Origin of the sequence: uncultured Aquimarina sp., assembly GCF_947500065.1 — a bacterium.
In the GTDB taxonomy this organism is placed as follows: domain Bacteria; phylum Bacteroidota; class Bacteroidia; order Flavobacteriales; family Flavobacteriaceae; genus Aquimarina.
Map to the genome: position 1 here is coordinate 451,559 of NZ_CANMQT010000004.1, position 21,465 is coordinate 473,023.

The 21,465-nt window shown below is 34.1% G+C and carries 11 protein-coding genes; 2 read left to right on the forward strand and 9 right to left on the reverse strand.

Going from position 1 to position 21,465, the window contains the following annotated elements:
- Positions 1-9 precede the first annotated feature (9 nt).
- The 9 genes from Q0975_RS14825 to Q0975_RS14865 all read right to left on the reverse strand — a co-directional run bounded on the left by Q0975_RS14825 (position 10) and on the right by Q0975_RS14865 (position 19,397).
- Entirely contained in the window at positions 10-4,587 is a 4,578-nt protein-coding gene (locus tag Q0975_RS14825) for an Ig-like domain-containing protein (RefSeq protein WP_299437978.1), read from the reverse strand.
- Positions 4,588-4,832: 245 nt separating this feature from the next.
- Complete coding sequence (locus tag Q0975_RS14830; protein WP_299437980.1) at positions 4,833-6,413, reverse strand: carbohydrate-binding protein; 1,581 nt, start codon at positions 6,411-6,413, stop codon at positions 4,833-4,835.
- A 139-nt stretch (positions 6,414-6,552) separates the two neighbouring features.
- Positions 6,553-8,469 carry an acetate--CoA ligase gene (acs, locus tag Q0975_RS14835; protein WP_299437982.1) on the reverse strand — a complete coding sequence of 639 codons (1,917 nt, stop codon included), beginning with the start codon at positions 8,467-8,469 and terminating at the stop codon, positions 6,553-6,555.
- Positions 8,470-8,479: 10 nt separating this feature from the next.
- On the reverse strand, positions 8,480-10,813 hold the full coding sequence (locus Q0975_RS14840; protein ID WP_299437984.1) for a family 20 glycosylhydrolase: 2,334 nt from the start codon (positions 10,811-10,813) through the stop codon (positions 8,480-8,482).
- On the reverse strand, positions 10,814-11,692 hold the full coding sequence (locus Q0975_RS14845; protein WP_299437986.1) for a BadF/BadG/BcrA/BcrD ATPase family protein: 879 nt from the start codon (positions 11,690-11,692) through the stop codon (positions 10,814-10,816).
- 28 nt (positions 11,693-11,720) lie between these two features.
- The gene (locus Q0975_RS14850) at positions 11,721-12,572 is read right to left on the reverse strand and encodes an SMP-30/gluconolactonase/LRE family protein (RefSeq protein WP_299437988.1); all 852 of its coding nucleotides are present in this window, start codon (positions 12,570-12,572) and stop codon (positions 11,721-11,723) included.
- An 81-nt stretch (positions 12,573-12,653) separates the two neighbouring features.
- Positions 12,654-14,579 (reverse strand): glucosamine-6-phosphate deaminase, encoded by a 1,926-nt coding sequence (gene nagB / locus Q0975_RS14855; protein ID WP_299437990.1) that lies wholly within the window; start codon positions 14,577-14,579, stop codon positions 12,654-12,656.
- A gap of 131 nt (positions 14,580-14,710) precedes the next feature.
- Positions 14,711-16,246 carry a SusD/RagB family nutrient-binding outer membrane lipoprotein gene (locus Q0975_RS14860; RefSeq protein ID WP_299437991.1) on the reverse strand — a complete coding sequence of 512 codons (1,536 nt, stop codon included), beginning with the start codon at positions 16,244-16,246 and terminating at the stop codon, positions 14,711-14,713.
- 40 nt (positions 16,247-16,286) lie between these two features.
- Entirely contained in the window at positions 16,287-19,397 is a 3,111-nt protein-coding gene (locus tag Q0975_RS14865; RefSeq protein WP_299437992.1) for a SusC/RagA family TonB-linked outer membrane protein, read from the reverse strand.
- 227 nt (positions 19,398-19,624) lie between these two features.
- Here Q0975_RS14865 and Q0975_RS14870 point away from each other — a divergent pair, with 227 nt between their 5' ends.
- Entirely contained in the window at positions 19,625-20,677 is a 1,053-nt protein-coding gene (locus Q0975_RS14870) for a histidine kinase (protein ID WP_299437993.1), read from the forward strand.
- The gene (locus Q0975_RS14875; protein ID WP_299437994.1) at positions 20,674-21,402 is read left to right on the forward strand and encodes a LytTR family DNA-binding domain-containing protein; all 729 of its coding nucleotides are present in this window, start codon (positions 20,674-20,676) and stop codon (positions 21,400-21,402) included. The genes Q0975_RS14870 and Q0975_RS14875 overlap by 4 nt, the downstream gene beginning before the upstream one ends.
- Positions 21,403-21,465: the final 63 nt, after the last annotated feature.

Here is a 21,465-nt window from a genome sequence, read left to right on the forward strand (position 1 = left end):
AGCTATATATTAGTTCTTAAGAAGTTTATGAGTGCTAGCTTCACCATCGATTTTCAATTGAAGAAAGTATACTCCTTTTGAGAAAGCACTCATATCCAATTGATATTCATGAATTCCTTTTTTCAAATACTCGTTATTGGTTAACACTTTAACGCTATTGCCTAAAAGGTTATAAAGTACCAAACCAACTCGCTGTTCTTCTTGTAAATTAAGTCTAAAATTAGCCATTGTATTGACAGGATTAGGGTATGCATCAAATAAACTTATTTTACGTTGTAATAATCCATTTTCTCTAGTTACATTTCTACCTAAAATAGTATCAAAGTATGGTCTGTAATTTGATGAAAATTCTGTATTAAAAGTAACATCCCAGTTAATAGACCAGGTCATTAATCCTCTCATTTCTGGATAACCGTTAGCATTAACCATCGTATATCTCCCTCCAAACGGAATTCCTTTGATCAGGTAATCCAATGCTTTTTTTACTTCTGTTGGTGCAGTATATCCACCTCCTGCAGCTTGTGGAGAAGCCGGTATTCCAAAAGCCACCTGATCAGGACGTAGTGCCGGGAAACCTGTCGCGTGACCTGCAACGGGAAATCCTTGTAATAGCATTTCGGTCATTGCTACATGAAAATCAGCATTACCTTGTGAATAACATACGCCATCTAATCCTAGCATACATCCAGAATTATAATCCTGAACATGGATATAGTCTAGTCTATTTCTAAATGTATAAATCACGGGTAAATACGCTCCAAATGAACCAGCATATGTACTATTTCCTCCTTGAACAAATGCCGTTTCCGGTGCAGCACTTAAAATAAAACTCGAATCAAAGTGATTTAGAACAGCTTGCGTACCGGCAATAAAATTAGTGATTTTAGGAGATGTTGGATTTCGGAAATCAGTATCACCAGTAGATAATCCAAGTGAAGTACCTTCAAGATCGATATCCATTCCATCAAAACCATAATCTTCTATAATAGCAATCATGGAATTAGCAAATTCCTGAGCATCTTGTGGTGTGAGAAGCTCTATCCTTCCGTTAGCTCCACCAATCGAAATCAGTACTTTTTGCCCTCTACTTTGTAATAAGGCTACATCTTGTCGAAATTGTGCATCTGTAGTAACATCAGTACTAGGTGTAAAAGCCATATCTGCTTGACCAAAAGTAGCGGGTTCTGCAAATGCTATATTTACGACATCCCAATCGGTAGACACTTCTCCTAAGTTCAATACAGCAGAGCCATTATTAAAATTATGCCAGTATCCCACCATAATATGTTTAGCTAGATCCGACGGTGGCGGAGATGTACCGTCCGTAATAGAAATATTTACTGTAGCAGAAGTAACAGTTTCATTATCATTATTAGTAGCTCTAGCTGTCAGAGAATGATTTCCTAAACTTCCAGATGACCAGCTAATTCCATAAGGAGCTGTAGTATCTTCCCCTAATTTAGTAGCACCATCAAAAAACTCCACCAAAGAAACGGTACCATTTGTATCTGATGCATTAGCTGTTATCGAAACAGCATTTCCAAACGTAAATATTTGTCCAGCATTTGGAGATGTTAAGGACACAGATAAGGTGTTTGACGCTGCAACGATTGAGATATTTATTGCAGTAGAGGTTCTAGTAACTCCATCATTATCTGTGGCAACGGCAGTTATAGAATAATTCCCTATAGCACCATTAGTCCAATTAATACTATATGGACTTGTTGTATCGGTTCCTAAACTTGAATTTGCATTAAAAAATTCTACTTGAGTAATACTCCCATCATCATTAGCACTGGCAATTAACTCAATATCTGTATTTTCTTCAAATGTACTCCCTGCGGATGGAGAAGTAATACTAACACTTGGCGGTTGATTCGTATCTCCTGAACAAGGTCCTAGCAGTGTCCATGGCTGACCGCTTCCTGTAGGACCATTACTTGTCTCTGGATTGTTTTGAGTCCACCAATTCGCAAGATATTTTTTACCATTAAGCTGTACCTCATCGCCTTGGTTATATGTTGCTGACGATGACCATACTGGTATACCTGTACATCCTTCATTTGAAATTGGATTCACAATAATTTCTACTGGCACAGAATTTCCTAATGCACCTTCATTATCCGTTACAATGGCTGTTAAATTATGAGTTCCAATTGTCGAATTATTCCATATAATACTATAAGGACTAGAAGTATCGGTTCCAACGCTTACATTATCGACAAAAAATTCTACAGCCGCAATTGTTCCATCGGTATCCGCAGCATTTGCAGTCATTGTAATATTGGTTCCTTGATCAAAACTACTTCCTTCTAAAGGAGAAGATATAGTCACTACAGGAACATCATTAGCATCATTTGTAATACTAATGGATATAGGACTTGATGCTCCCGTAGCTCCTAAATTATCTGTAACAATAGCTGTAAGACTATGCGTGCCTATTGCTCCAGTATCCCAAACAATACTGTAAGGACTAGTTGTATCGACCCCCACACTTACACCATCTGCAAAAAACGCTACTTGAGTAATGCTACCATTATCAAATGCATTAGCAGAAATATTAATAGGTTCTCCTATTCCAAAACTGGCATTATTTGAAGGAGATGTGATGTTTACTGTTGGTAGTGGATTACTACTATCTAAAGCATCTAAATACGCTCTGTGTTCGTTAGAAAACTCAAAGTTATTAAAGGCATCCCAATTAACAGACCAAGTCATTAAACCTCTAAGATTAGGATAGGTTTGTGTAAGTGTATAGTTCCCTCCAAAGGGAATTCCTTTAATTAAATAATCCAGTGCTTTATGGACTTCTGCTGGTGGAGCAAATCCACCACCTGCATTGGCATTAGCTGGAAGACCAATCAAAACCTGATCCTGTCTAAGGGCTGGAAAAAACTTAGAAGCATCTCTAGTAATAGGGAATCCTTTTAACAACATATCTACTAAGGATACATAAAAATCCGCATTTCCCATCGCATAGAATTGATCATCCAAAGCAGTAATCGATCCAGAATTATAATATTGAACTTGTAAAAAAGTAAGTTTATCTCGTAATGCATGAATTACCGGAAGATAAGCTCCTGCTCTTCTATCAGCTCCAGAAGAAATACCACCATAAAAACTATAGCCCAATTGAACAAAAAATGTTTCTGGTGCCATAGTAAGGAGGAACTTATTTCCAAAATGATCCGTTATTGTATTAATAGCATCGATAAGATTAACAATGCGAGGAGTGGTTGGATTTCGGAAATCATCATCTCCTAAATTTAGTGACAATGATTGTCCTTCAAAATCTATATCCATACCATCAAAACCATAGTTTTCAATAATTGAAATCATTGAACTAACAAATTCATCTCTCTCCGCTATGGTATTCAATTGTACCGTTCCATTTGCTCCACCAATAGAAATCACTACCTCCTGCCCTCTGCTTTGCAATGTTTGAATACCACTTCTAAAATCTGCATCAGAAATATTAGCTGCATCAGGAGTAAAATCTATAAGAGATGTACTACCAGAGACAGGTTCAGCAAAAGAAATATTTACAACATCAAACTTAGAGGATACATTTTCTGGGCTTATAAAACCAGATCCATTATCAAAATTATGCCAATATCCGACAATTACTCTATCTGGTAATTCGCCATCTGATCCTCCTGTAGGTCTAACTCGTATCTCAATAGAAGAAGACGTAGTGGTGTTCCCATCATTATCTGTTGCAATAGTTGTCAATGAATAATTACCCTCAGCAGCGCCAGACCAAGTAAAAGTATATGGAGCAGATATATCTTCGCCCAATTTTGTAGCCCCTTGAAAGAATTCTACTAAAACTACAGAACCATCAGTATCTGAAGCATCTGCCGTAATATTTATGTTATTACCAACTATAAAACTGGCATTATTAGAAGGAGAGGTAATACTTACAACAGGTGATTGAGGTCCAACAGGATTTACTGTTATTGCAACTACTGGTGACGTAGTTACTGCTCCGTTATTATCTCTAGCCGAAACAGTAATATTATAATTACCTGCAGCAGCATTAGTCCAATTTATACTATAAGGGCTTGATGTATCAACCCCAAGGCTTGTTGTACCAGCAAAGAATTCCACCTGCGAAACAGATCCATCTGGATCTGAAGCATCGGCGGTTATTACAATGTTATCACCTTGGTCAAAAACAGTTCCGTTAGCAGGAAGTGTAATACTAACTATTGGTGATTGATTTTGTCCTCCACAAGCTCCGATTAAAGTCCATGGCTGGCCACTACCTGTAGGTCCATTATTAGTTTCGGGATTATCCTGCGTCCACCAATTAGCAATATATTTATTATCATTAAGCTGTACTTCATTTCCTTGAGTATACGTATTGGTTGAGGACCAGATTGGAGTATTTGCACAATCATTTTGAATCAGTGCATATTCAGCTCTGGGTAGGGCTTCTTCTATAATTTTATTAATCTCATTATTAACGTTGCTACGCTCCATAATATTTGCGTAGCTATTGTTACTGCTAAATATCATAATTAGGAGTAACAACGGAATGGGCAAGTATGAGTTTTTGAATAAATAATAGGTATTATTTTTCATGAGTAAAAAGTTTGATTTACGTTTTTATGTTTTGAATTATCTGAACTGTTTCTTCATTGTTGAAAAGATCAAATAGGAGTGATATTCGAAGAAACTAGACAGAAAACACTAGGAATAAGGACTAGGTTTTCTTGAAAAAACTCCGAACATAAACTCAATAATGATTAAGTACATTTCGGAGTCTTTACTTAGAACAATCGTTTAATTAAAGAAATGGCTAATTAAATTCTATATAAAAGAAAAAATTAATTGCAATTCTGTATAAACTCCCATGGTTTACCATCACCTGTATTTTCTGATGGTATATCTCCCTGTGTCCACCATTTTGCTCTATACAAAGCATTTTGATACACAGTTTCTACACCTCCATTATATGCAGTAGAAGAACTCCATTGACTAGAGCTACAGTTACCTGTTCCTCCTCCGTCTCCGCCACCGCCGTTTCCATCTCCATCTCCACAGTCACTTACAAACTCCCATGGTTGTCCGCTACCTGTACTAGAACTTGGATTGTTTCCTTGTGTCCACCATTTTGCTCGATATAATTTATTTTGTTCAATTGCTTCTTGTCCTCCATTATATACAGTCGCACTACTCCACTGTGCTGCATTATCACAACCTGTGCCGTTACCACCACCGCCGCCGTCACCGCCGCCTCCATTATAAGGGGAGTCTGGATAATTTTCTGCATTTGCAATTGCTTGGGATTGAGATACTCCATTAAGCACTTGACTAGCAATATGTAGATATCCATAAGCCGAAGATGAACCTCCATCCAATAGCATTTGCCAAATCATGATTCCATCATTATTAGAATTATTGGCAGCAATATGTGCAGAAAGCCCTGCCATACTCTCATAAGTATACGTATAGTAAGGCCCCCAAGGTTCATTAGGGTAATGTGTTCCTGCCGCAATTGCAAATCCGTATTTTCCCGCATAATGTTTATATGCATCATACATGATTTTTCTATTGCTTGCAGCTCCCGTATTATAACCTTGATATGCTATTAAATCTATTTTATCACCAACTGCTTCCATAACGGGTATCATATGGCCTGTAGTGGCAAATCCAAATAAACTAATAGCCTGATTTGGTGTAGTTGCATTATAAAGATTTGCATCAGATTCTCCTGATAACGTATTTCGATTACTATGTGCAAAAGGAGATGAAGGATCATCATTGTTTACACCTCCTAGAGCACCAACTCCTGCAGGTGCACAAGCAAGAAGATATTGTCCTTTTGGCATAATAGCTCTAGAATTATTAAAAAAGTCAATAAATCGCTGAACATTAATCGGATCTCCTATAGTAGCAAAACTACCATTTGGTTCAAAATCCCAATCAATTCCTTCAAATCCCATATCATCTACCAAATCTTTTATTTCTTGATAATTGATATTGTAAGCTGCATCCGAACCCCAGTAGGTTTCTCCTCCAATAGATAAAATGACTTTAATACCTTTGGATTTTAATGCTGTAACAGATCCTTTTAACGTTGCTCCACCATAAGGCGTTTGAATCCCTGTATTGGTTATATCCAAAGAACCTTTTTGATATCTAAGGTTAGGTCTGGCAAAAGCTAGGAATACATGAGTTACATGCTCTGGAATATCTCTTAATTTAGATCCGTTATCACCAGATGTCCAACTCTCTGACCAGGAAGGAAAATATCCCAATACTATTGGTTCAGTAATCGAGGATTTAATTGAGTTTGGTTCAATTTTGTTCAAGCCTTCATTTTCTATAAAGTTTTCATTCGTACAGGATAAAAATAGCATTGGTAAAATTGCTATTCCCCAGATAAGGTTTTTAAAAAAGTTCATAAAATGTTTGTGTTAAGGGTTAATAATTATATTAGCTATCGTTGATAGTGTAGTTTTTAATCATATTATTCTTGTTTATAAGTTGAGTGTATATTTTTTAAGCAATATCAAAGTGCTTAGCTTTCCTTCTATTATTGGTTTACTTTTTATTTTTAATAATTTCATCCACTATATCCGGATTCAAAAGAGTAGATATATCTCCTATGGTTCCGATATCATCTGTTGCAATTTTTCTCAATATCCTTCGCATAATTTTACCACTTCTAGTTTTAGGCAATCCTGTAACAACTTGAATTTTATCGGGTTTTGCGATAGGACCAACTAAACGAGATACTATTTCCTTTATTTCTGTATGTAACTCTTCTTCTTTCTCATCTTTGTTGTAAGTAATGACATATGCATATAGTGCATTACCTTTTATTTCATGAGGGTAACTTACTAATGCACTCTCTACAACTAATGGATGTTGATTAATTGCATTTTCTATAGGTGCTGTTCCTAAATTATGGCCAGATACAATAATCACATCATCTACACGGCCAGTAATTCTATAATTCCCCTGTTGATCTCTTAATGCTCCATCCCCCGGAAAATAATATCCTGGATATGCTGAAAAATAGACTTTATTATATCGGTCATGATCACCATAAATTGTGCGTGCCATTCCCGGCCAAGGAAATTTTATTGCGAGTATTCCTTCTGCTTCTGTTTCTAGTATTTCGATCCCTTCCGGAGTTATCAACGTTGGTTGAATTCCTGGTAAGGGTAATGTTGCAAAAGTTGATTTTTGTGGTGTGATTCCTGCTAATGAAGAAATCATAATTCCTCCTGTTTCTGTTTGCCACCATGTATCTACTATAGGACAATTATTGTTGCCAACTATATCATTATACCACTGCCATGCTTCTACATTAATAGGTTCTCCCACTGTTCCTAAAACCTGAAGACTAGAAAGATCATATTTTTCGACTAGCGAAGAAGGATGTTTTTTTAATGCTCTAATTGCTGTTGGTGCTGTATAAAAATGTGATACTTTATGTTTTTCGCATACTTGCCAAAATCGATCATAATCAGGATAGCTAGGTATTCCTTCAAAAATAACTGATGTTGCACCAACCGCTAAAGGTCCATATACTATATAACTATGTCCTGTAATCCATCCAATATCAGCTGTACACCAATAAATATTGCTTTGTTTATACTGAAATACATTAAGAAAAGAATAGGCGGTATATACCATATAACCAGCAATAGTATGCACCATTCCTTTTGGTTTTCCGGTAGATCCAGAAGTATATAAAATGAATAAAGGATCTTCAGCATCCATAATTTCGGCTTCACAATAATCAGAAACACCTATTGATTCTAGATGCCACCAAGAATCTCTTCCAGATACCCAATTAATATCTTGAGCTGTATTTTTCAAAATTATTGTAGAATCAATACATGAGCATCGATGCAGCGCTTCATCAACAATATTTTTTAAAGGAATATTCTTAGTGCCTCTATATGCTCCATCTGCAGTAATTAACATTTTGCAAGAAGCATCATTTATTCTGGTAGCTAATGCATCGGATGAGAACCCTGCAAATACTACCGAGTGCACTGCTCCTATTCGGGCACAGGCTAACATTGCCACAGTAAGTTCAATAACCATTGGCATATATATACATACTCGATCTCCTTTTTTGATCCCTTTATTTTTGAGCACATTAGCAAATTGGCAAACCATTGAATGCAACTCCCTATACGAATATTGTTTAGAAGGTTTATCAGGGTCATTTGGCTCCCAGATAATTGCTGTTTGATCTGCATTATGCTCTAAATGCCTATCTAAACAGTTTTCAGTAATATTAAGCTTGGCATTGGTAAACCATTTTGTTTTAGGAATTGTCCAATCGTGCTCCAATACCTTATCCCATTTGCGGTGCCAACCAAAAGTATCTGCAATTTCTGACCAGAAAGATTCAGGATCTGAAACACTTCTGTTATAGCTTTTTTTATATTCATCAAAAGAAGAAATACTTTTTAATTTATGTGTTAAGGATGTTTGCATGTTTCTAAGGTTATTTTAAGGAAAGGTCAGAAGTAATGTTTTCATAAAAAATCATGTCTTTGTCTACAATATTAAAAATGGTGTCGCTTTCTTTTTTATACTTTAATTCTATCGTATTCCAATCAGAAGCCCATCCATTTACTACATTATTGAGGTACACTATTGTTAATTTATGTTTTCCCTTTTTTAATGGAATAGAACTCGTTTCCGGATGTTTTTTTATGTTCTTTTTATAATCTATAACTAGTTGATCAGCAATCCAGACTTGATCCTGATTACTAGAGAAAAAATACACGCCATCTTCAGGAATTTCTATATATCCATTCACGAATACTGCCTTGAAATTTTCTTTTTTAATCTCATGCCCCCAATCGTATGTCTCATTTACATCTTTGAGTGCTGTTATTCTTCTTTCAATTTGGTATGTTGTATCTATTATTTCATTTACATGAACAAAATGTCCTTTTATAGTTTTTGCTGTAAGTCCTTTAGTTAGGTTATTAAGGTTTTCTAAGGAAGGTATTAATTCTCGTTTTTGTAATAACAATTCTCTAACACTACTCATTTTCCCATGAGGTAACATCGAAGCTATTTTTAACGTAGTAGTATTACTAAATGTAAGCGGGTTTGTATATCGATCACTATTCTTATCTGGTATACTGCCATCAATTGTATACACCATTTTTATTGGAACCGTAGTCTTAAATTCCACTGTTGTTTTGTCTTCAAAAACAATATGATTGGCTATAGGCCCTTCTGGCATTGGTATGTGATAATTAATATCATACTGATCCATTAGAGGGTATGTTTTTTCTAATCTATTTAGAAAATCATTATAATTTTTATTAGTATTAGCAGTCCAACCCACTTCTGAAATTGCCAAAATTCTAGGATATAACTGGTATTCAGTAATAGCATTACTATCTCCATGTTCTGCCCAAAAATTACCTTGTAAACCAAGAATATGATGTTTTTTATTTTCTTTGATAGCTTTCGGGATTGGATTATAATTATATACTTTTTCTAATGGAGTATAACTACCAAATGCCATAGGTTCTACTATATGATCTCCTTGATAAAAATTTAAATAAGTGTATGCCGATGGAGTCATAATTACATCATGGTCTTCATTAGCGGCTTTAATACCTCCTTCTTCTCCTCTCCATGACATAATACTAGTTGTGGCTGTTATACCACCTTCTAAAATTTCATCCCATCCGATCATCTTTTTATTATTCTTTTGTAGTATATTCTCTACGCGAGACATAAAGTGACTTTGCAGTTCTTTCTCGTCTTTTAGGCCTTCTTTTTTTATTGTTTCTTGACAAATTTCGCACTGTTCCCAGCTTTTCTTTGGTACTTCGTCACCGCCGACATGAAAATACTGATAGGGGAATAAAGATGACATTTCATCAATCACATCTTCTACAAATTGATATACATTTTCTTTACCTGCGCAAAGGATATTATAGTCTACCCCCCAGATTTCTCTTATCTCGAAAGGACCATTTGTACAGGCTAACTCTGGATAAGCAGCTAGAATGGCTGAGGCGTGACCGGGAATATCAAATTCCGGAACAATATCTATAAATCTTTCTTTTGCATATAGTACTACTTCTCTAATTTCTTCTTGAGTATAAAAACCATGATATTTCTGTGCTGTATTGTCTCCTCTTTTTGCACCTATCTGAGTTAGTTTGGGGTACTTCTTTATTTCCATACGCCAGCCTTGGTCATCAGTAAGATGCCAATGAAACTTATTGATTTTAAAAACCGCTAGCATATCCAATTGTTTTTTGATAAAATCTACTGAGAAAAAATGCCTTGATACATCTAACATGGTTCCACGCCACATAAATGATGGTTCATCTTTGATGATAAGCTTAGGAATATCAATAGATAGACTCTCAGAGTGTTTTTCTTTGGGAATAACTGGTAATAATTGAATAAAAGATTGTAACCCGTAGAATATTCCCTTTGGGGATTTTGCTTCTAAAACAACATGTTCATTTTTGAAATTTAAAATATATCCTTCTTCATTAAGATCTAATGTGCTATTCAGCAAAAGTTGTATACTGTTTTTTTCTTTTTCATCAAGAACAGGGATCTGTAATCCTGTTAAATGGTTAATCTTAGTTGCAAAAAAACCTGAAATAGGTTGTATAGAAGAATCTTCATAAAAGAATGATGTATCACTATTTAATGTAAAACTTCCTTCTTTTTTGTGAATTGAAAGAGGTTTAGGAATAATTGCTATACTATCAGAAATTATTTCGTCTGTAGAGGTTTGTGTGCAAGACCAAAAAAATAATAGAAACCCTATGATTGCGATGCATCTTTTCATTTATGAAATTTTTTCTAGTGAGGTTGGAGTTAGATTAAAAACGAGTGTTTTGATAAGTTTATCAATAGGTCTCTGTATATAACTTCTGACTACATAACCTTTTTCTTGTAATATTTTATTTATTGTATCCTGGGCATAATAAGCAACAGATCCTACAAAATGTATTGGGGCATTGTTTAATTCTTCTGTATATAACATCAAATAGTTTTCAATAAACAGACGGATTCCTTTGTCCAATATTCTTTGAATGAATGGATGTTCTTTATGTTTAAAAATAAAACTTGCGTAAGACGCTAAATATCTATTAGGGTATTGAGAATTATATAATTTTTGAAAAAGCTTGTTGAGATCAGCATCATATTGTTGTGTGAAACTAATGACAAGATCTTCTGGCATTTGGTGCAGATAAAAGCTCTTCAGTAATTCTTTGCCAAAATAATTACCACTCGCATCATCGGCAATCATATATCCTAATGAAGGAGCTTTCTGAATGATTTCATTCCCATCAAAGTAACAACAGTTAGAACCTGTTCCTAAAATTGCAATAATCCCTGGCTCCTTTGTTGCAGCGTATACTGCTCCAACAATATCCTCTTTAATATTAATTATTTTACAGTTTTCAAAAACCTTTGATAAGCATGTCTGTATTTTATAATTAGCTTCTTCAGTGCCACATCCGGCACCAAAAAAATAGATTTCAGAAATTGAATTCTTAAAATATACTATCTCCGATGCTTCCCATAACACATCTTCAATCTCTTTACTAGATAAAATCAAAGGATTTAACCCTTTCGTTTTAGATTTGGCTATATGTTTTCCTGTCTCATCGGCAATTATCCAGTCGCATTTGGATGATCCGCTATCTACTACTAATATCATTCGACCCTGTTGGTTTTATAGTTAAAAGCTAAAAAATTGATATTCGAAACATCTCAATACAGCCTCTATCTGCTAATGTTATATATGCTATTTCCGAATCGTTACTAAATGTTATGTTTGTTGGTTTTTTTCCTTTCAAAAAAAATTCTTTTATCAGTTCTCCTTCTGGTGTGAAAACAACCACAGTACCTTTATCATATCTACATACGAATAGATGTCCGGATGAAGTACAACGCATACCATCCATTCCAAAATCATCAAATTTTGCAAAAAGACGTTTGTTTGTAATATCATTGTTGCTAGTGATATCATATACCCATATGTTTCGCTGAATTGATTCATTTACATACAGGTGTTTTCCATCTGGGCTAACTTCTATTCCATTTGTTGTTCCCATATTTGCTTCGAGCAATTCGAACCCTTTTTCTTCTGTTACTCTCCATAAATTGCCACTATTGTCATGCCAGTTTGGGTCACTGGCATATATTGTTCCATTTGGAGAAATAGCTAGATCATTAGGTTGGTTTGCTGATGGTTGATTTGCTACTACTTTTATTTCCTTATTTTTTGTGTTAATTTTCAGTATGTTATGGTTCACATAGTCGGCTACGTACATTTCATCATTTCCCTTAAACCGTATACCATTACCGATACTACCATCTGGCAACTCTATAAATAAAGAGGTATCACCCGTTTTTGTTACTTTACCTATGGTGCCTTGCTTTTTATAATTTACGGCATAAATATTACCTTCACTATCAGTTGCAGGACCTTCGATACCATCTGTAAATTCTCCTTCTTTTGTAAAATCTTCACTTGTTATTTTTTTAGAACAACTAATAAAAATCAGAAAGAACATAAAATGTTTACTTACGCGCATAGCTCACAAAAAATTAAAAACTTTTTTTTCAAATAATGCATCTTCTGCATTTTTAGTTTTATATCATATTACAACCTTGGCTTACATAAAATGATATCTCTTAAAAGCTTCAATAGCTTCATAATTGGCTAATCCAAGGTTATCATATAACAATGCAGTATTTCTATTTCTATCCTGAGCTCTCATCCAAAACTCTCTAAAATCTTCTCCTTGAAACATCACTCGATCCTTTTGAGACTGATGAAAAAGGATTGCATTTGTTTTCCTACTAACCTCATCAGGACTAAGTGGCACTGCCATTTCTATTTCATGTATATCCCACTCATGCCAAGCTCCTCGATATAACCAAACCCAACAGTCTTTCATAAATTCTTGAGTTTTAAGCCTACTAAGTGATTCAAATATTGCATCTAAACATAATTTATGAGTTCCATGAGGATCTGCTAAATCACCTGCAGCGTATATTTGGTGCGGTTTGATTTCTGAAATTAAACTGGAAATAATATTTATATCTGTATCATCAATTGGATTCTTTTTAATTTTTCCCGTTTCATAAAACGGTAGATCTAAAAAAAAGACTTTATCATCAGGAAGACCTATATATCTTGTTGCAGCATATGATTCCATTCTCCTAATTAATCCTTTTGTTTTTCGCACTTGAGGTGGATCAATATCTCCTTCATTTTTGGATTCAATGGCTTTTACTATATCTTGAAAAATACTACAATCATTACCCGATAAATTGGATAATTCCCTAGCTACTTCTCCAAACTTAAGCGTTTCTTCATCGGTTACTGCAATGTTTCCGGAAGTTTGATATGCTACATATACATCATGCCCCTGATCGATCAATCTGGAAAAAGTACCTCCCATAGAAATAACATCATCATCTGGGTGTGGACTAAATAATAAAACTCTTTTTTTTGATGGAAGTGATCTTTCTGGTCGATTGGTGTCATCTGCATCTGGCTTTCCTCCTGGCCATCCAGTAATAGTGTGTTGTAGATGATTAAACATTTTAATGTTTAATTCATACGCAGAGCCTTCTAATGTAAGCAGGCTGGACAATCCATGATTATTATAATCTTTATCTGTCAGTTTTAAAAGTGGCTTATTCACTATTTGACTTAACCAAGTAACCGCTTTTAATTTTAGTTCCTCTGTCCAAATACACTGATCAACTAACCAAGGGGTTTTAATTCGAGTCAGTTCACCAGCAGCTTCACTATCCATAACGATAGTAACATTTTTATGTTCCTGCAAAAAAGAAGCTGGTATTGTGGAAGTTACATTTCCTTCGATCATTTTTTTTACAATGGATGCTTTTTTATGCCCCCACGCTAAAAGAAGAATTCGTTTCGCATTCATTATAGTGCTTATTCCCATTGTAACAGCACGCTTTGGTACATTTTCTAATCCATTAAAATCTGATGAAGCATCTCGTCTGGTGATGTGATCTAATGTGATTACCCTTGTTCCTGAGTTTTGATGAGATCCAGGTTCATTAAAACCTACATGACCGGTTCTCCCGATACCTAACAATTGAAAATCGAGACCTCCAAATTGCTTAATTTTCATCTCATAATCTATACAGTATTGGTCTATTTCCTCTAGAACAACACTTCCAGATGGGATATTGATATTTTGAGGGTTTATATCTATATGATCAAAAAGATGTTGATGCATGAAATGATAATAACTTTGTTGATTATCAGGGTTCATTGGAAAATACTCATCAAGATTAAAAGTGATCACATTTTTGAAACTCACTTCTCCCTGGCGATATAAATTGACCAACTCCTCATACACTTTAATCGGGGACGATCCTGTAGCCAACCCAAGAACACATGGTTTTCCTTCTTTTTCTTTTTGCTTTATGAGATCCGCAATTTCTTGAGCAACTAGCTTAGAAGCATATGAAGAATCTTGAAAAATTTCACTATGAATTTTTTCGAACTTTGTATCCTCAAACTTACCAACTTGTCTAAATCTAATATCTTTTATCATACTCAATTTTAATTTTGATGTTGTGTAGCAATTACTTTTTTGAGATTACCAACCACATCACGGTGATTTTTGAATCTGTGATGTGATTGTGTATGTATCCTTTTAAATTTTTGTATATGTTAGATCTCTTTCTAATCGATATCCCACCATAAACTGGTAGTCATTTGATCTGGACCTTGATTCTGGATTGCCTGTTGAACATTCACTTCATTAGCTACAATTTCTGTAGAAGAGTAAGGTAATCTTTTGGGAACGCTTCCGTTATTTGGTTCTGTAACGAAAAAAACCGTATTGTCTGTTAATGTTGGAATTAGATTGGTTCTTCTTACTAGAGACCAAGACTCATAGCCATTAGTCAGAAGTGCTAACCAACGTTGGTTCCATACACTGTTAAGTTGTTGCTCTGTTGAACCCGTTAATGTGGCAATAGATTCATTGATTATAAAAGATTCAATATCACCGGCAGGGACTCCCCAAAAACTCATACTAGCTCTAATTCCTTGCTCATATAAAGACTGCGCATTTCCTGAATATCCTAAAAGAGCTGCTTCTGCTTGTAAAAAATAAGACTCAGCCGCAGAAAATACTTGAGTTGGTAAAACATTAGCAACTTCTGTTGTAGAACCTCCTATTATTTTTTCGGATGGAATAGCAAGATCATCTCTAGGAATTATTCCTCTTTGAGATATTGCAGTACCCTCATACATACCTGATGGAGAAGCTTCTGTCATTTGCTCTCTTCTAGGATCGTTATTATCATTAAGAAAACTCATAAATCGACTGGAAAACACCCACTTTGATCCAAGTCCTCCAAAACCCCAATAAACATCTTCAAAACCACCATCAAGGAAAGATAATATCAATGGTGAATCTGATTTTGACACTAATGCTTGATTAGATTCATCAATTAATGGATTGTTTAAGCAATCAATAATAATCGCATCTATAAATGATTGATCTCCTGATTGAACGAATGCATCTCTAGATCTTATTGCTAATCGAAGTCTAAGAGTATTAGCAAAAGTCTTCCATTGTTGTGGATCTCCAGCATACACGAAGTCTCCTTCGGCTCCTGCAATTTCTTCAGTAGAGGACCCAATTGCATCCATTTGTTCTTTAAGATTCGTCAAAATACCCATATAAATATCTTTTTGAGAATCATATGTGGGCTGAGGATTGTCTAAAATAAGTTCATCTCCAATAACTTCACTATAGGGAATATTACCATAGATATCAGTCATTTTCTGATAAAACCATGACATCATAATTTGTGTTACAGCCTCGCCATTAGTATCACCAAGATCCTTATATGTTTTTAATAAATTTCTAATATTTAATGATACTTTTTGATAAGAAGCATTAAAAACAGCATCTGTCCAACCTTGATTATTTTGATACGCATCTCCGCCAAACCAAGAACCTTCAGCATTATAACTAAATTGGTTCGCAAATTGACTAGAATATATTAAGTTACCTCTCCAAGTCAAGAAACGAGGTTCTGCGAATTCGAAGTATTGAACTCCAGCCATAATACCTTCAACAGTAGCACTTTCTGGATCAATTGGATTCGTATTAATATCTTCAAAATCATCGGTACAAGAAAATACCGTGAGTGTTAGTATAAAAACAGTAGCTAATGCTAATACAATATTCTGTTTAGTTTTCATATTTTTTTTATTTACATCAAACATTTTCATTTATAATCATTTAAAAAGTAAGGTTTACTCTTAATCCATGGCTTGAAGCTGATGGTATTCCAAAGAATTCTAATCCGCTAAAACTTGTATTAAATCCAGTTTCCGGATCAAAATTATCCGTATTACTATGAAGTATCGCTAGGTTTCTACCTACATAACTTAGTGACAATTTTGAAAGCTTTAACCCTTTAATCATGTTTTCAGGAAATGAATAACCGAATGTAACTTCTCTCAGTTTTACGAAACTACCATCCACAATCCAGTTTTCTGAAATCTGTCCAACTCTACCCCAATATGCTTGTGGATTTACACCATTTGCTACAACATCAGGATCTAATGTCCCATTAATTACTGCATTGTCTGGAACCGCAATCCCTTGACCTCCATCAAAAAATGCTCTTCCTTGAAGTGTTTCAACTGCTGTACCTTGAGTGTGCCTCTGACTATCAGAGAAAGAATATATATCTCCACCAAAGCGAGCATCAAATAAAAATCCTAAAGAAAATTGTTTGTACGTAAATGTATTCCCCCAATTCAAAAAGGCATCTGGTGCGGCATCTCCAATCTTCTCTACTGCACCAATCTCTGGTAAGCCATTGGCGTCATAAATAACATTCCCGGAAGCATCTCGATTAAATGTAGGACCGAATAAAGCTTGTGGACTTGTTCCAACTTCTGCAGCTAAAATGATTCGTCCATTAAAATCAGAAATCAAAGGATTTCGTGTAATTCCTTGCGCTAATTCTTCAACTTGATTTTCATTAGTAGTAAAGTTTATGTTAGTTGACCAGCTAAAATTTTCGTTTTTTATGATATCTGCTCCAAGAGATAATTCAATTCCTTTATTAGTCACCAAACCAGCATTAATGATCTGATTTGCTGCACCGCTAGAAGGTGTAAGAGTCAACCTAAGAATCTGATCTTCCGTTCTCACACTATAATAAGTTGCTGAAAATTTTATTCTGTTATCTAAGAAACTAGCATCCAGACCAAACTCTAAAGTACTCGATATTTCGGGCACTAGATTAGGGTTTTGAAGCTGTGGACCAGCTCCAGCTCCTTCTTCATTATCACCAAAAAAGAAGAAACGTTGTCCATTAAATAAACCAGAAGAAACATTATAGGTATTTATTAATGAAAATGCTCCTGTTGCATTCCCTGTTTGAGCATAACTACCTCTTAGCTTTAAATTTGATAATACTCCATTACTTTTAAGAGCAGGAATTGCATCTGAAGCTACAAAACTTAATCCTACCGAAGGATAGAAAAAAGAAGCCTCATCTATTGGTAATGTTGAACTCCAATCATTTCTAGCTGTAAATTCTGCAAATAGATAATCGTTAAAACCTAATGTAACGGATCCAAATACAGAATTAGAAGAATTTCTTGCCGAAGCAGGAGCAACAGTTGTACTTTCAAAATTATTTAAAGAAAAGAAATTAGGTATTAAGAAAGTTTCTCCAACAGCACGTAGTGCTTTAAATGAAACATCTGAGTGACTGAACCCTAATGTAGAGGCTAAACTAATATTCGAATTTAGATACGTATTATACGTAAATATTAAATCGTAGTTATTGGTTTTAGATACTGAATTAACATCAGTAAACCTACCATTCCCTGCTATATCAAACGCTCCCAACGGATTAAAAATTTGCTGGCTTGTAGCAATGTGATCCTGAGAAATTCTAGTTAATGCTTTAAGCCCTTTAGCAATATCTATATTTAACTCTAATAAACTTAGATAACGATCCGTTTCATCTTCATTTAATAATGCACTCGTTGTATAATAAGGATTGGTTATAAAAGCGCCAGCCCAGTTATTTGGAGTTCCATCAGGCTCGGTTCTATTATCTCTAAGTAATCCATTAGAAATATTTCTAGGTCTTAAAGAAAGAGCTCTGGTTATATTTGTTTGACCTCCTGTAAGTTCTGGTCTGTTTCTAGCATTCTGATTAATATAATCGATCTTTCCTGTTGCTTTTAACCAATTTGTAATTTTAGCTCCTGCTTTAATACTAAAGTTTTGTCTTGTTAAATTACTCCCTGGAACAATAGATTCGTCATCTGATCGAGCATAACTGAAACGATAATCATATGTATCTGTTCCCTGTGATACAGCTACAGAATTAAAGAAAGAATATCCTGTTCTAAAAAAATCTTTAAAATCATTATCGTTGGCAGCATATGATGCGGTACCTACTCCATCAAATCGCTCACGCTGAGAACCATCTAACCTTGGCCCAAAACTACTTCCATTTGTTATATCATATACCAGTTCATTATTAGCGGTATCAAATATACCTTGACCGTACTCATTCTGAAATTCTGGGGCAACTAATACAGAATTGGCTGTAATAGCCGAACTTATTTCTACAACCGGTTTATCGGATCTACCCTTTTTAGTGGTAATTACCAAAACACCATTAATCCCTCTAAATCCATATAATGCTGTTGCATTACCTCCTTTTAATAAAGATATATTTTCAATATCATTCGGATTCAAATTAGAAAGTGTATTTCCATAATCAATACCATCAGCAAAATCCGCTTGCCCTCCTTGATTATCATCAATAATAACACCATCCAAAACAATTAATGGTTGGTTATTAGGACTCAATGAACTAATTCCTCTTACATTAATCGAAACAGAAGACCCAACTCCTCCTGAATTAGAATTAATATTGACTCCCGCTAATTTACCTTTAATGGCGGATCCAATATTGGGATCTGCTGTCTGTACTAAAGTCTCTGACTTTAACTGTTGGACAGAATAACCAAGTTTTTTAGCCTCTTGTTTTATTCCAAATGCAGTAACGACAATTTCATCTAATTGTTCTGAATCTTGCTCCATTTGAAGATTAATAGTATTCGATTCGCCGATTTCAATCTCAACTGTTTTTAGCCCTAAAAAGGAAAATACCAGAATATTACCTTTAGTAGTTGTAATCTCATATTTCCCGTCAAAATCAGTTTGTGTTCCAATAGAAGTTCCCTTTACTATTATATTTACTCCTGGAAGAGGTATGTTACCTGCAGTATCTGTAACGACTCCAGAAACTTTCTGTTCTTGCGAGAAAATACTATTGCTTAATAATAAAAGAAATAAAAATAGTTTTTTCATGTTTTCACCTTTTGTAATGATTATTTGTTTGCGAAACTAATATAGGAGTTAAGAGAATCTTAAAATCTTTTTTTATGCCAACTACATAAAAACAGCAACAAACGACATTGGGTTTAAGATATCCCGTTTTTCGATTTTTAGCAATTTGCATATTTCTTGCTTTTTAATATAAATAGCAATACTTTTTGCCTGTTTTTAATAATAAATTAAGATATCCTATTTTGTATTTGCAAAAAAATGAAGTTTATGATACTGCCGTAAGTAAGACGATTAAAAAGAAATATCATTTTCTTTTTTGGATTGCTTACTTTATTTTCAATGTGATACGTTGGGGAAGTTATTTCAATGATTATTGGTACTCATTAAAATCCAATTTAGTAGAGTTTCCTCTTCACCTTATCATCGTCTATGTCAATATATATTACCTTATTCCTAAATACTTATTAAGAAAAAAATATTCAACATATATTTTTTTGTTAATCCTAAGTTTAGGAGTTCACTATTTAATAAGATCAGGATTAAATTATTGGTTAGTTACCGAAAATATATGGCCTGAAGCTCAAGGAGAGAATCAACCTTATGGATTTAATCATATTATAGCAGTAACTCTTGGGGAATTATATGTTTTAGGAATTACTTCATCCATAAAATTTAGTGTAGACTTTATTCTGGAACGAAATAAAACCCAACAACTTAGAGAACTACATTATAAAACCGAATTGCAATATCTTAAAGCACAAATACAACCGCATTTCTTTTTTAACACCCTTAATAGCCTGTATGCACTTATCCTTCGTAAATCGTCAAAAGCATCAGAAGTTGTTCTTAAATTGTCAGAATTTATGGGATATATTATTTATGATGCTAACAAAAAAGAAGTGTTTCTATTACAAGAAATACGTTATATCGACAATTATATCGAGCTTGAAAATATTAGATATGGTGAATTGATAAATACAGAAGTTACTATTATTGGCAATATAGATACTATAAAAGTTACTCCTCTATTGTTTTTACCATTTATTGAAAATGCTTTTAAACATGGGTATAAAAATGAAGGTGTAATGGATTTAAAAGTTAATTTTGAAGTTGATGAAGAAACCTTAATATTTACATCCGAAAACAACTATAATTCTATAGAAACAAAAAAATCTAAAGATGGCATTGGAATTAAAAATGTTGTGAGAAGATTAGATCTTTTATATGCTGAAAACTATAGTCTAAATATAAATACAACTAACGAAACGTATACAGTCACGTTAAAAATCCCTAAGACATGATTATTAAAAGTATTATAATCGATGATGAATACTTAGCGGTAAGTATAATTGAATCCTATTTAGAGGAATTTAAGAACATTGAAATTATTGGAGTTTATAAAAACCCACTAGAGGCTTTACCCATTTTAGAAAAAGGTGAAATTGATGTGGTTTTTTTAGATATTAACATGCCTAGAATGAATGGTATAGAATTCTTAAAAAGCTTGCAAAAATATCCTCAAATTATAATAACAACTGCTTACAAAGAATATGCTATAGAAAGTTATGAATTAGACGTATTAGACTATTTAGTAAAACCAATCCCTTTTAACCGTTTTCTGAAGTCTATTAATAAATTAATGGCAAGGTTTATTTCTTTAGAAAAGGTGAAATCATCTACAGAATTTGCCCAAGCACCACATATTTTCCTAAAAGTCGATAGAAAATTGGTAAAAGTATTTCTAAATGACATCCTATATATAGAAAGCTTACGAGATTACATAAAAGTATCTAGTGTAGAAGGAAATTATGTATCTCACAAATCATTAGCAAGTATTACAGAAGAACTACCTGAAGAAAATTTTATCAGGGTTCATAAATCTTATACTATTGCTATTGATAAAGTAAAATCTATAGAAGGGAATCAGATAGAAATAGAAAACAAACGAATTCCTATTGGACGGAATTATACAATACATGCAAAACAAAGAATATTGAAAAACAAAGGGAATCTTTTAAAAGAGTAATTCTTATATAACACCAACACTTACAAGCACTAAATATCAATTAGGGTAACACATCTTAATCAG